Below are 12,468 nucleotides of genomic sequence, written 5' to 3' on the forward strand. Positions count from 1 at the left end.
CGCAATCTTTTTTTCGGCAGCGAGACGAATGCATTTCGGTCTTTTCGGGAACGGCTTCGGTGTTTGGTTGAAACCGGCATGATATACTGAAATCATTCAGAAAGCCGCAAAGTTGGGGGAAGCGTTTGTGAAACATATTTTATTGGTGGACGACCACCGGACATTCCTGGCCGGCACTTCCATGATTCTCGAGAAGAACGGTTTCCGCGTCACGGCGGCTTCCAGCGGAGCGGAAGCGCTGAGTCATATGGAGCAATCCTCGTTCGATCTGTTTGTGTTCGATCTGAAGCTGCCGGGCATGAACGGCTTTGAATTGACGGAAGCCGCCTTGCAACGCTGCCCGGAGGCTACCATCGTCATCTTGACCGGCGAAGACATATCGGAGCATTACGACCGGCTGATCGAGCTGGGAGCGGCGTGTATTTTGGAAAAGTCAATGGGGGGGCAGGAGTTTATATTCAGCCTCCACCTGGCGATGCAGCAATTGACGGTTCTCCCTCTTCCTCTCGCCCGGCAATTGAGAACGAAAAATCACCTGTCCGCAAGCCCCGGATCGGAGAGCGGAGACTTGAATCGGTCTTTATCGGACAAAGAACTGAACGTCCTGAAGCTGATCGCGCAAGGGTACAAAAATAAAGACATTGCGGACCGGCTTTTTATGAGCCAGCGCAATGTCGAATATATGATTTCCCGGTTGTTCGAGAAACTGGGCGCAGCCTCCCGGCAAGAAGCGGTGATCAAAGGGATTGAGTTGAAATGGCTGAACCTGATCTCACAGTCGGCCGACTAGACCGGCAAAGTACACCGGATGTTGACCCCTTGGCCCGGTTCGGATGTCACCGACACTTCGCCGCCCACCATATGGATTCTTTCGGCGATGCCTCTCAATCCGAACCGGTTCTCGGAAGCGAAATCGGTGCCGGTCTCCATGCCTTTCCCGTCATCCGCATATCGGATTTGCAAGTCTCCCTCCAGTTGCCCGATCTCCAGTACGACCCGTCGGGCTTCCGAGTGCTTCATCGCATTGTTGATGAGTTCCTGCACGACCCTGTAGACCGCCGTAGACTGCTCGTCGCTAAGGTTTGCGGATAGCGGCAGCGGATGAAATTCCAGCAAAAAATCGGCTCGCAATCTCGTTCGTTCCACCAGCTTGGAAACCGCGTGGAGCACGTTTTGGCCGGATAAGAACGACGGCATCAGCTCACGGCACGTTTCCCGAATCATAAACTCCGCGTTGTCCAATCCGAGCCGGATCCCCTCTTTGTATTCGTCCCATTGCTCGGCCTGCGTTCGGTCCAGCATTCGCCGGATGTGCAGCAATTCTTGTAAAACTTCGTCATGCAGATCGGAAGCCAGCCGCTTGCGTTCTTTCTCCGCCATTTGCAAAAACAGCTTGGACAGCCAAGGCGTCCGGCTCGCTTCCCGCTGCTCCATCTCCTTCAACCGGCTCTCCAGCAGCTGAAAATATTCGTAAAAAATTGAAACGTACTTCGACATGAGCGATAAAGCGAATCGATCCCGTTCACCGAACGAAATCGGACCGCCATTCGCGGACATGACTCCCACATAAAGCCTCGTTTCCCCTGCGCCTCCCGCCGAACCTAATACGAGGGAAGAAGTAGCTGTCGCCTCTCCGGCCGGCCGACGTTCCGTATGCATCAACCGTTGAAGCTCCTCCTCAAAAAGGCGGGCATCGTCCCCTTCGTATCCGATGGAACCGGTTGTTTCGTTGAACTTCACCAATACAAACCGATGAGGGGTGAAATATTGCCGGCCTTCCTCGATGACACCTTTCTCCCAATCGGCTGCCCGATAGGCTCGCAGCATTTTGGACAACAACTGATCAAGCCGCTGACGGGTTTCCACTTCCTGCTGCAAGGCGGCGTTTTGGGTCCGGATTTGCTCGCTGCCGGCCTGATTGTCCTTAAGCGTCTGAACGAAACGGCGGAAAAACATCCTCCCAAAAACGAACAACAGTGCAAGCAAAGCCCAAGCGAACGTATCCTCCAAGCATTGCTCCCAATACACCATGCGATAACCCAGTCTGTGACCCGCAATTTCTTCCATCAAATCTTTCGCGGGATCCGGCAGCAGGACGATCGCAAATAGGAAAAAGCCCGCCGCAATCGACCGGAGTTCGGCTCGTTGCTGCTCTCGGCGCAATAACGTAATGAATTGCCCGACGGATAGCGCCATGTTGGCAAACACGTATCCCAAAAACAACCGGTTCAGAACGGCCAACCACACGGTGCCGGCCGACAGAAGCAATGCAGCCGTGATCGTTGCCCAAAGCAAGCCGCCTGCCTGGAGCAGCGTGCGGGTGACCGGTCTGCTTGTGGTGTTCAACAGGTGTGCGACGAGCGTGAAGGCCAAATATACAATGCCGCATTTGATGGCAAGAGACCCGTAAGGACTTCCTTGGAATTTTCCAAACAACAACTTCTTGTCGTTCCAATCCCAAAACAGCTGAAGCGATGTAAGAAACGAGATAAAGCCCAGGTAAAGGTAGCCGCGTTCCCGGGGCAGCACGGCAAACATCGCCCATAAGACGACGGCGAGGAATGCAAACAGCAGGACGAACACGGCGTCGTCCAAGTGCTGGCGTAACCGGTTCAACTCTTCCGATGCTCCGCCAAGAGGCCTCATTAAATAATAATTAATCAAGCCGTTCAATCCGAAGAGGGCGAAAGCTGTCCCTGCGACCTTCGCCCCAGTTTTCAAAGCCGCCATCGTTTTCTCCTTTTACTCACACCGCTTCCGGCTGTAAATTCACGCCCGCAAACTGGCTGTTGTAAAGATCGGCGTAAAAACCGCCTTTTTCAAGAAGCTCCTCATGCGAACCTTGTTCGACTACCGCGCCGTCCTTCATGACGAGAATCAAGTCGGCGTCACGGATCGTCGACAGCCTGTGGGCGATGACGAAGCTCGTTCTTCCGCTCATCAGCTCGCTCATCGCCTTCTGGATATGGATTTCCGTACGTGTATCGACATTGCTTGTCGCTTCGTCCAGAATAAGTATCGCCGGATCGGCCAGCACCGCGCGGGCGATCGTCAGCAGCTGCTTCTGGCCCTGCGATATATTGGACGCTTCTTCGTTCAAGATCGTATCGTACCCGTCCGGCAATGTGCGGATAAAATGATCGGCGTGGGCCGCTATGGCTGCCTGAACGATCTCCTGCTCCGTGGCGCCCTCTCGGCCGTACGCGATATTGTCGCGAATTGTGCCGTTAAACAGCCACGTGTCCTGCAGAACCATACCGAACAAGCTGCGCAAATCTCCTCGCTTCATCTTCGTGATGTCTGTCCCGTCGACTGTAATGGCCCCGCCATTGATTTCATAAAAGCGCATCAGCAGGTTGACCAGCGTTGTTTTGCCGGCCCCTGTCGGTCCAACGATCGCCACCGTTTGCCCGGAGTGCACCTCGATGTTCAAATCCTCGATGAATGCGGCGTCTTCCTGATAACCGAATTTTACATGTTGGAATGCAATTTCACCTTTCGGAGAAGCATGGACCTGTGCGGCATGCGCTCCGGCTTCCGGCGCTTCCTCCTGCTCATCCAGAAGCTCGAATACGCGCTCGGCTGATGCGATGGCCGATTGAATGACATTCGCGATATTCGCCGTTTGGGCGATCGGCTGCGTGAATTGTCTTGCGTATTGAATGAACGCCTGAATATCGCCGATGGCGATAGATTGCCTCGTGACCAGCAACCCGCCTGCCACGCAAATCAACACGAACCCGATATTGCCGATAAAGTTCATGATCGGCATGATGATCCCCGAGACGAATTGGGCCTTCCACCCCGACTCGTACAACCGTTCGTTAATCGCGTTGAACCGGTCGGCGGATTGTGCTTCGCGCCCGAACGCTTTCACGATTTTATGACCGGTAAACATCTCTTCGACATGTCCGTTCAGTTCACCGAGCTCTTTTTGCTGTCCTTTGAAATACGTTTGCGAACGCGTCGCGATTTTCTTGATCGCGATAAAGCTCAGCGGCAGCGTCACGATCAGGATCAAGGTCAGCAGCGGGCTGATGGTCAGCATCATGACGATGATCCCGATCAGCGTAATGACCGAAGTGATGGCCTGCGTCAAGCTTTGCTGCAGTGTATTGCTGATATTGTCCATATCGTTGACCGCGCGGCTCATGATCTCCCCATGCGTACGCGAATCGTAAAATTTCAGCGGCAGACGGGCCAGCTTGCCATTGACCTCGTTTCGCAAAGCGTAAACGGTTTTCTGTGCCACGCCGGCCATGATGTATTGCTGAATGAAGCTGAAAAGTGCACTCAGTAAATATAATCCGATCAATACCAAGAGAATTTGCCAAATGCCCGCAAAATCGATACCTGCCCCGGGAATGCCTTTCAGCTTCCCCATCATCCCTTCGAACAGCTTCGTCGTCACGTTGCCGAGCAGCTTCGGGCTGATGATCCCGAACACCGTACTCAGCACCGCCGTCACAAGTACGGCAAGCAAGCGGAAGCGGTGAGGTCTGAGATAGCGGAGCAGCCTGCGCAGCGTGCCCTTCGCGTCCTTCGCCTTTTGCCCGGGCATCGCCATGCCGCCGCCGAACGGGCCAAAGCCCGGTCCCATGGGCCTGCCGCCTTGCGGTTGTCTGCGTTGTTCGCTCATGCGATCTCCTCCTCCGTCAATTGTGAGGAAACGATTTCTTGATAGACGCTGCAAGTTTCCAACAGCTCTTGGTGGCGGCCGATCCCCGCAATCGCCCCATCCTCGAGCACGATGATCCGGTCGGCATCCATGACGGTGCTGACCCGCTGTGCGACGATGAGCATGGCGGATTCGCGCGTTTCGCTCCGGAGCGCGGCGCGAAGCTTCGCATCGGTTTTGAGGTCAAGCGCGGAGAAGCTGTCGTCGAATAAGTAAATCTCCGGTTTACGTACAAGGGCACGGGCAATCGACAGCCGCTGCTTCTGTCCTCCGGATACGTTCGTTCCTCCTTGCGAAATGTCGGAATCAAAGCCTTCGCCCATACGGGTTATAAACTCCGTCGCCTGCGCCACGTCCGCGGCATGCCTCACCTCTTCATCCGTCGCATCGTCTTTGCCGAAACGGATATTGTCGGCCACGGTACCGGTGAACAGTACCGCTTTCTGCGGCACGAAGCCGATTTTGGAACGCAGATCTTGCTGCGAGAGCTGGCGTACATCCACGCCGTCGATCCGAATTTGGCCGGCGTCCACATCGTAAAACCGTGGAATGAGGTGAAGAAGTGTCGACTTGCCCGAGCCGGTGCCTCCGATAATCGCCGTAACCTCGCCGGGCTTCACTCGGAATGAGATGTCGGAGACGGCCGGCTGCTCGGCGCCCGGATAACGGAACGTCACATTTTCGAATTCGATCAGTCCCCGAACGCCATTCGCCTCTTCCGTTTGCGGAGCATCCTCAATCACAGGCGCCGTTTCCAGCACATCATGGATACGTACGGCAGACGCCGACGCACGGGGGATCATGACGAACATCATCGACATCATGAGCAGCGAAAACATAATCTGCATCGCATATTGGATGAACGCCATCAAATCGCCGACCTGCATATGCCCGCTGTCGATTCGCAGCCCGCCGAACCAAACGATCGCGATCGAAGAGAAGTTGAGCACGAGCATCATGACGGGCATCATGGTTGCCATGATCTGATTCACCCGGACCGCCGTTTCGGTTAAGTCCCCGTTTGCCCTTTCGAACCGTTTTTTCTCATATTCGATCCGGTTGAAGGCGCGAATGACGCGGATGCCGGCCAATCCTTCGCGCAGCACGAGATTCAGCTTATCGATTTTCACTTGCATGGCCTTAAACAGCGGAATGCTCCGGCTCATAATCACATAAATGGCCAGCGCCAGCACCGGCATGACGGCAACAATGACAAGCGAGAGCTCCGCGTCTTTAGACACCGCCATGATGATGCCCCCGATACACATCATCAACGCCATGACGACCATCCGCAGCATCATCATCGTCACTTGCTGAACCTGCGTAATGTCGTTGGTGGTTCGTGTAATCAGCGAGGCAGAGCCGAACTTATCGAACTCCTGCAGCGAAAACCGCTCCACATGCGAGAACACTTTGCTCCGGAGCAATTTACCGAAGCCGGACGACACTTTGGCCGACCAATAGCTGGCCGCAACCGACACGCATACGCCCGCCGCGGCTACGAGCAGCATCCAGCCGCCTATTTGCCAAATGTAGCCGATATCATTTTGTACGACTCCCTTGTCCACGATATCCGCCATCAGCGTGGGTAAATACAATTCAGAGAGCGATTGTAACAGGATGAGGATCAAAATGCCGGCAATGGTGAACCGGTACGGTTTTAAAAATCGAAAAAGTTTGATCAAGCCTGCTCGTCTCCTTCCGATTGCCGTCGTTTTCGGCCCGTCTCGTGAAAATAAGTCATCGTTTCGTCCAGCAGTTGGGCGAACTGCAAGCTTCGCTCTTCACCCAAATGGGCAACTAAGCCGTTAAAGCGGTTTCGCATCGAGACAGCGGCTTGACCCGCAATTTGTTGGCCTCGTTCTGTGAGTGTCAAGCGCACGACTCGCCGGTCCTTCTGATCCGCGGCGCGTTCGATCAGCCCTTGGTCGACAAGCCCGTTAACGAGCTGTGTCACGGTCGGCAGGGTGACGCCAAGTGCCGCGCTGATTTCCGATACCGCGATTCCGTGATCGCTCTCCTTCCCGGCTCGTTTCAGGCAGAGCAGTACCGCGATTTCGCTCGGCTTGCATCCTTCCGCGTTTCGGCGTTGCCAATCCGTGTTTCTGAACCGCCGGAAGGCTTCAAGCAGCTTCTGCGCCGCCGGGTGAAATTCGGGCATCAACATTCATCACCTCGTACATCCGTTAATTAGTTAGGTAGCCTAAGTATATGCGTATGCGCAGTGGGCCGTCAATGCGGAAAATGGGGTGAAAACAAAAAAATCCTTCCTCGTGATCTTGCGTTGAGAAAGGATGCTTCTGTATGTATGGTGCGGTCGAGAGGACTCGAACCTCCACGGCTGTTACACCACTAGAACCTGAATCTAGCGCGTCTGCCAATTCCGCCACGACCGCATACCGAACGTTGTTTTGCAACGTCAGTGAATAAAATACTACCATGCTGTGTATGCAGTGTCAAACCACAAAAAATGGCATATCCCCGTCCGGTCTCATACCGGACGGGGATATTCATTAACGGCATGTATCCTGCTTCTGGCTGCCGGTATGAAAGGCAGTCTGGCACCAGCGGTGAAACGCCTCGTTCACCGTCTCCCGCTCTTGCTCCGTCGGACTGTCGGTCCCGGCTTTCCTGATCCGGACACCTCTCTCCTCCAAAGCTTGCAAAATCCAGGCTTCACATTGGCGGGCGAATCGTTCGTAGTCCCCTTGCCAATGTACGTTCATATGTCTGGCATCCAGATAAAAGCCGATCTCTGCGGCAGGATGATAGCTTTGCTTTTTCACGACCGGGACATTATCCGTCTCCGCAAGCTGACAGAACCACCTTCCGATCTCCACCCATTGGCGGCGCTCGATGGAATACCGGCCCACCAACGCTTGGCAGACCTTGGTTCCGGCTTCGGTCCGAACGTCCGACCACGACATGAAACCCGCAATGAGCACACCTGATACAACCGACACTTTTACCCCTTGAATGCTGTCTATCACGATATACACTCCTTCTCTGATTGAAATGGCTTAGAGAAGAAGGGTATACCGCGGCGGTTCGACCGGAGGCGGCTTCGACCATTGGTTCGTCCCGGACAGACGGGAGCGGTCGTAATACAGCTTCCGATTGCTCGGGGGCTGAATCAGGACAGACGATGTCAACAAGCCGGGATTGGCGGCAGGCAGCGGACTGCCGGCGCCGGAAGATCCGCCTCCGCCGTTTGCAGCGCCCCTTTCCGCCATAACCGCGGCTGCGTTTGCCGGCCGCCGGGTATTCAAGGGTTCGGAGGGTATGGGCACGGATTTCGCCACATTCACGATCGGGGCCGTTCTCGAAGTCACCGCATGGTGGTCCTTTTGGGGAAGGGGCTCGTTCCTTTTCGGAACGGCATCCGACTCCATCGGTTTATCAAGAAGTGTGGAAGGCACTTTCGGCAGCATCGCGTGAACCGGTTGAGATTCTGATATCCCGACGGAAGCTGAAGGTATCGGATCGCTTCGTGCGGTAACCGGCTTGTCCGGTGTTTCTTCCTTGACCGGAGGAGTCTTCGGCAGTTCCGGCTGCTGAGGGATGGCCTCGCTAGGCAGACGGATTTCAGCCGCCGGTGTTTCGACCTGCACCGGACCGATTTCGATTTGGACGGGAGTCACCTCAATGAGCGGTGAGGATCCATCTATCTGGGGTGTCGACACCTCAATCGCCGGGGTGGTGACCTCCACTAACGGAGTCTCCACTTTGAGGGAAGGAACTTGCACGTCGACGACCGGAGCCTTGATGTCCGGCAGCAAATCCAACAGGGCGGCCTGCGCTTTGACAGGATGGGCCAGCCAGCCGACACAGGCTGCCAACAACAGGGTTCCCAGTCCGAGCAGCCGGAATGCAATCTTATTTCTTATGCGCCTCTGAATCACGCGACTTCACACCTCCCCCCCGATTCTCCGAGGCAGATGATTTGGGAGAAAATAAAAAAGCCAAGCAACTCGAGCAACCCGGCTGTCGTGTCATCGCGGCAGCGATGGGTTAGACCCGTGGCTTTGCGTCCCCGACTTTCGAGCGGGTTTGCCTTTTTTCAATCACTTGACTGCACTTTCTTAATGAATTCTACGAATTCTCACGAATCCCTGCCAAAACCACAAAGAAAAGTGACAGGGAGGCCAGCCGGAAGCCAGGTGGCCTTTTCTCATAAAAGCTGGCAAGCTGGCAAATGCACCCAATTGTAAAATTTTATGGAATGACTTCCATGGACAATCCTGCTAAAGTAGACACATTGTTACCCAAATTGCGGCAGTTCTAAACAGCTGACCATTCAAAAGGGAGGAAATTTTTTAAGTGTTTAGTTTCAAAAGCATCAATGGCAGACAGATGACGAAAATGTTGATGGCAGGCGTTCTCGGTTTGGCGATTTCCATACCCGTTGGAAGCGCATCGGCAGCCGCAAGCGGCACCGTTTATAACATCAGCCAAGGCGGCGCTTTAAGCGCATTGCAATTAAACACCTTGCTCGCCGCGAACACGCCGGTTCAAGGATCCACGGCAAATTTTGCTTCCGAAGTCGTGAAGCTGGTCAATAAAGAACGTGCCAAGAGAGGCCTGAAGGCGCTCAAGACGAACACCAAGGCCGCCTCTGTCGCCATGGTGAAGGCGAAGGACATGAGCAATCGCCAATACTTTTCCCATACATCGCCGACCTATGGTTCCCCTTTTGCCATGATGAAGAGATTCGGAATCACTTATCATTTTGCCGGTGAAAATATTGCTATGGGCCAACGTTCTCCCGCCCAAGTCATGCAAGATTGGATGAACAGCAAAGGCCACCGCGCCAACATTTTGAACAAAAATTATACCTCGATCGGGGTCGCATACTATAAAGGCGAGTGGGTGCAGCATTTTCTGGGTTGATCTCGGCGCCGCCAGAAACAAAAAGCCTTGCTGAGCAAGGCTTTTTGTTCATTCACATGCTCACTTTAGCATAACGCACAAAAAAACCCCAACCTTCCGGTTGAGGTCTTGTCTGTATGTATGGTGCGGTCGAGAGGACTCGAACCTCCACGGCTGTTACACCACTAGAACCTGAATCTAGCGCGTCTGCCAATTCCGCCACGACCGCATACAGTGTGATTCTTTCCATACTCGCGAGCCGCGCCGGGGCGCTGTCTAGCAGGTCTGTCGCAATCACGAAACTTATCATATCACGGTCTCGGAAGCGAAGTCAAGCTGAAAAAAGAAGTTCTATTTTTCAGTCAAATCGGATTTGTCAGTAGGAAGGAGACATCGAGATTCCGCCCGGCAAATCCTGCCCCGGCTCCCACTCTTCGGCGAATTCGGTGTCTTGCCGCAGGTAATCCTGCATCCCGCTTGCTCCATCCATTCGGACAGCGGTATCGTACATTTGCAGCGGAGGACCGTCATACCGTCCGACTTGCAAAGCGCCCTGCACACGAGTCACTCCTTGAGAAAGCACGTGCCCGCCCGCCGCGGCAGCCGCCACTGCCGCCGCCTCCATGATCTGGCGGTCGCTCGCTCCCTTGGACCGCGCTTCCTGCACATGATAAAACGAGCAAATCTCGTTGTTCGCGTACAGCGATACCCCAAGAGCGATCAGCTGCTTCGTGCGTTCATCCAATTCGCCGGGCGCAAAGCACTCTCCGGTGAAACGGTGGTAAGCCTCCGCCACGTCTGGAATCGACTGCGCCAGACCGGCGACCTCTTCTTTATAATTCCGTACCTTCTGCTCCATCAAGGACATCGGCGATCCCTCCCTGTCTTGTTCCCGACGCTCGGGTATGCCCCATAATCTGCCTCAAGACCGGAGGATTCATGCATTATGAAAGTTCAAAATGCCGCGGTACGCCCGCTTCCTGGATGCGATAGCTGCGGTCGAGCTTGACGACCCGACGGTTCGGCCTGCGAATCAGCACGCTCGTGTCGTCCCAGGCGACCACATAGCCGACCACATCGTTCTGTTCGAGCGCGTCGCGAACGACCCGCACTTTCGTACCTTCCACACGGTATCGGTCCAATTGTTCCTCGTTCACCATTTTAAATCCTCCTCAACACGTTGTTTATACAAATAAAACCCGCCGGACAACCGTCCCGCGGGTCTTGAAAATGATGCTGCGACTTCACGATCAGCCGACGTGTTCCATCGAATCGTTCGTTTCATACCATTCATCGAGCACTTTGCTCGACATGACCCGACTGCGAACGTATTCGGCTTGGCGTTCCGTGAATTTGTCCGCCCACGGAAACTCCAGTTCCTCGCACAGCTTGACGATCGTCAGCAGCTCCGACCAAGCGACGTAGCGTTTGTACCAAAAAAACTGCGGGTGTTCGATCATGTATGGGTACAGATCATCGAACTCCGTATGTTTGCAGTCGAGCGCGCGCTCGAAATGGACCTTGGCGTCTTCCAACTTTTGCCCGAAAAAATCAACGGACGGCTGAACGTTTTCCATTTGCTGCTCGCCTCCCTCTGCAAGTTCCTCTCTATTATACGTTATCGTCCTTAGGAGGGAAAGAGACGTTTATCCTTCCATTTTGTACAACTTTTATCCTATAAATGCCTTTTATTCCTCAAAACTGATCACATGGTTTTCCAGGGACCGGATGCGGACCAGCGATTCTAACCGGTAGCCGAGCTCCCGCAGCGTCCGTCCTCCCGCTTGGAACGATTTCTCCAGCACAATGCCGACGCCGGCCAGCCGTGCGCCGGATTGTTCGACGATGCGAATGAGACCCCGTGCCGCGTCACCGTTGGCGATGATATCGTCAATAAACAAAACCGAATCCGCCGGACCGAGCAGCTGCCGGGAGACGATCAGATCGGTCACGATCCCTTTCGTAAAAGAAGGCACCCGTTCACAATAGGCATCGGGATCCCCGATCAGCGTCTTTTTGCGCCGGGCGAAAACAAGCGGCACGCCAATCGCGAGTGCCGTCGCGAAAGCTGCGGGAATGCCGGAGGATTCCACGGTTATGACTTTGGTGATCGTCTCGCCGGCGAACCTGCGGGCGAACTCCCGTCCCATTTCGAGGGTGAGCTCCGGGTCGGCTCCATGATTGAGGAGCGAGTCTACCTTGAGCACGTCCGCATTCACGATACTCGCTTCTTTCAATATCCGTTGCTTCAGCAAATCCAAGTTGCCTTTCACCGTCCCGCACTTTTCCGTTTAACTTACCATATCCCATGCCCGAATGCTATAATTTTTCTCAAACGAAAATGGGAGGATTAACCCATGAACCAACGTCCTGCTAAAGACGAATACAACGCTTTTTATGAAAAGTATGTGCAACTGGTGCCGGAAGGGAACCTGATCGACATTCTCGCCAATCAGATGGAAGAAACGAAGGCTCTGCTGTCTAACGTGTCCGACACGCAAGCCGATTTCCGTTATGCGCCGGACAAATGGTCGCTCAAGGAAGTACTCGGCCACGTAACGGACAATGAACGCATTATGGGTTACCGGCTGCTCATGATCGCCAGAGGCTCCCAGTCTCCGATCGCCGGATACGATCAAGAGGCGTTCGTTCGGGCGGCCGGTTTTGAGAGCGCCGCTTTCTCTCACATCGTCGCCGATTACGAAGCGGTTCGCCGGAGCACCTTGACGCTGCTCGCCGGATTGCCGGAAGAGGCTTGGGTCAGAAGAGGAACGGCGAACAACTTCGAAGTGTCCGTTCGGGCGATCGCCTGGATCATTACCGGGCACGAAACGCACCACCTGAACATCATTCGCGGCAAATACTTAGGATAGAAAGCATGCCTGTCCCGTTCTTGTCATAGTTTGTTAGGAAGAAGAGCA

General features: G+C 54.5%; 12 protein-coding genes, 2 tRNA genes, 1 pseudogene and 1 riboswitch. Of the genes and pseudogenes, 3 read left to right on the top strand and 12 right to left on the bottom strand.

All coding sequences use genetic code 11. The features are described 5' to 3' along the window. The first annotated feature begins 127 nt into the window (after window positions 1-127). Window positions 128-790 carry a response regulator transcription factor gene (locus E5161_RS13095; RefSeq protein ID WP_136778271.1) on the top strand — a complete coding sequence of 221 codons (663 nt, stop codon included), beginning with the start codon at window positions 128-130 and terminating at the stop codon, window positions 788-790. Here the strand turns inward: E5161_RS13095 and E5161_RS13100 are convergent. The 7 genes from E5161_RS13100 to E5161_RS13130 form a co-directional block, all read right to left on the bottom strand. Further along, on the bottom strand, window positions 787-2,730 hold the full coding sequence (locus tag E5161_RS13100; protein WP_136778272.1) for a sensor histidine kinase: 1,944 nt from the start codon (window positions 2,728-2,730) through the stop codon (window positions 787-789). The two genes, E5161_RS13095 and E5161_RS13100, sit on opposite strands and share 4 nt — an antisense overlap. Window positions 2,731-2,746: 16 nt before the next feature. Then, the gene (locus E5161_RS13105) at window positions 2,747-4,639 is read right to left on the bottom strand and encodes an ABC transporter ATP-binding protein (protein ID WP_136778273.1); all 1,893 of its coding nucleotides are present in this window, start codon (window positions 4,637-4,639) and stop codon (window positions 2,747-2,749) included. Continuing rightward, entirely contained in the window at window positions 4,636-6,363 is a 1,728-nt protein-coding gene (locus E5161_RS13110) for an ABC transporter ATP-binding protein (protein ID WP_136778274.1), read from the bottom strand. Before E5161_RS13110 ends, E5161_RS13105 begins: the two co-directional genes overlap by 4 nt. Beyond that, window positions 6,360-6,839: a MarR family winged helix-turn-helix transcriptional regulator gene (locus tag E5161_RS13115; RefSeq protein ID WP_136778275.1), complete on the bottom strand. Its 480-nt coding sequence runs from the start codon at window positions 6,837-6,839 to the stop codon at window positions 6,360-6,362. Before E5161_RS13115 ends, E5161_RS13110 begins: the two co-directional genes overlap by 4 nt. A 148-nt stretch (window positions 6,840-6,987) precedes the next feature. Continuing rightward, window positions 6,988-7,074: transfer RNA gene (locus tag E5161_RS13120), tRNA-Leu, on the bottom strand. Between the two features lie 117 nt (window positions 7,075-7,191). Further along, window positions 7,192-7,668 carry a hypothetical protein gene (locus tag E5161_RS13125; RefSeq protein ID WP_136778276.1) on the bottom strand — a complete coding sequence of 159 codons (477 nt, stop codon included), beginning with the start codon at window positions 7,666-7,668 and terminating at the stop codon, window positions 7,192-7,194. Window positions 7,669-7,698: 30 nt separating this feature from the next. Continuing rightward, window positions 7,699-8,580 (bottom strand): hypothetical protein, encoded by an 882-nt coding sequence (locus E5161_RS13130; protein WP_136778277.1) that lies wholly within the window; start codon window positions 8,578-8,580, stop codon window positions 7,699-7,701. 69 nt (window positions 8,581-8,649) lie between these two features. Continuing rightward, window positions 8,650-8,743, bottom strand: a riboswitch (cyclic di-GMP riboswitch). A 255-nt stretch (window positions 8,744-8,998) separates the two neighbouring features. Here E5161_RS13130 and E5161_RS13135 point away from each other — a divergent pair. Beyond that, window positions 8,999-9,568, top strand: a complete 570-nt coding sequence (locus tag E5161_RS13135; RefSeq protein WP_342773869.1) for a CAP domain-containing protein — start codon at window positions 8,999-9,001, stop codon at window positions 9,566-9,568. A gap of 121 nt (window positions 9,569-9,689) precedes the next feature. Here E5161_RS13135 and E5161_RS13140 read toward each other — a convergent pair. From E5161_RS13140 to E5161_RS13160, 5 genes and pseudogenes are all read right to left on the bottom strand, one after another. After that, window positions 9,690-9,776: transfer RNA gene (locus E5161_RS13140), tRNA-Leu, on the bottom strand. A 315-nt stretch (window positions 9,777-10,091) separates the two neighbouring features. Beyond that, window positions 10,092-10,415, bottom strand: a pseudogene (locus tag E5161_RS13145) (carboxymuconolactone decarboxylase family protein); the annotation flags it as partial. 76 nt (window positions 10,416-10,491) lie between these two features. Next, on the bottom strand, window positions 10,492-10,707 hold the full coding sequence (locus E5161_RS13150) for a hypothetical protein (RefSeq protein WP_136778279.1): 216 nt from the start codon (window positions 10,705-10,707) through the stop codon (window positions 10,492-10,494). Window positions 10,708-10,797: 90 nt separating this feature from the next. Then, the gene (locus tag E5161_RS13155; protein WP_136778280.1) at window positions 10,798-11,124 is read right to left on the bottom strand and encodes a hypothetical protein; all 327 of its coding nucleotides are present in this window, start codon (window positions 11,122-11,124) and stop codon (window positions 10,798-10,800) included. A 111-nt stretch (window positions 11,125-11,235) separates the two neighbouring features. Beyond that, a complete protein-coding gene (locus tag E5161_RS13160; protein WP_136778512.1) occupies window positions 11,236-11,808 on the bottom strand; it encodes a xanthine phosphoribosyltransferase in 573 nt (190 codons plus the stop codon). A 96-nt stretch (window positions 11,809-11,904) separates the two neighbouring features. Here E5161_RS13160 and E5161_RS13165 point away from each other — a divergent pair, with 96 nt between their 5' ends. Next, the gene (locus tag E5161_RS13165) at window positions 11,905-12,420 is read left to right on the top strand and encodes a DinB family protein (protein WP_136778281.1); all 516 of its coding nucleotides are present in this window, start codon (window positions 11,905-11,907) and stop codon (window positions 12,418-12,420) included. The last annotated feature ends 48 nt before the right edge of the window (window positions 12,421-12,468 follow it).

Origin of the sequence: Cohnella pontilimi, from assembly GCF_005049045.1 — a bacterium.
In the GTDB taxonomy this organism is placed as follows: Bacteria; Bacillota; Bacilli; order Paenibacillales; family Paenibacillaceae; genus Cohnella; species Cohnella pontilimi.

Bases quoted from the DNA above. Each gene is read 5' to 3' on its own strand.
- E5161_RS13100 (WP_136778272.1), bottom strand. From the start codon at position 2,730: ATGGCGGCTTTGAAAACTGGGGCGAAGGTCGCAGGGACAGCTTTCGCC.
- E5161_RS13105 (WP_136778273.1), bottom strand. From the start codon at position 4,639: ATGAGCGAACAACGCAGACAACCGCAAGGCGGCAGGCCCATGGGACCG.
- E5161_RS13115 (WP_136778275.1), bottom strand. From the start codon at position 6,839: ATGCCCGAATTTCACCCGGCGGCGCAGAAGCTGCTTGAAGCCTTCCGG.
- E5161_RS13150 (WP_136778279.1), bottom strand. From the start codon at position 10,707: ATGGTGAACGAGGAACAATTGGACCGATACCGTGTGGAAGGTACGAAA.
- E5161_RS13155 (WP_136778280.1), bottom strand. From the start codon at position 11,124: ATGGAAAACGTTCAGCCGTCCGTTGATTTTTTCGGGCAAAAGTTGGAA.
- E5161_RS13165 (WP_136778281.1), top strand. From the start codon at position 11,905: ATGAACCAACGTCCTGCTAAAGACGAATACAACGCTTTTTATGAAAAG.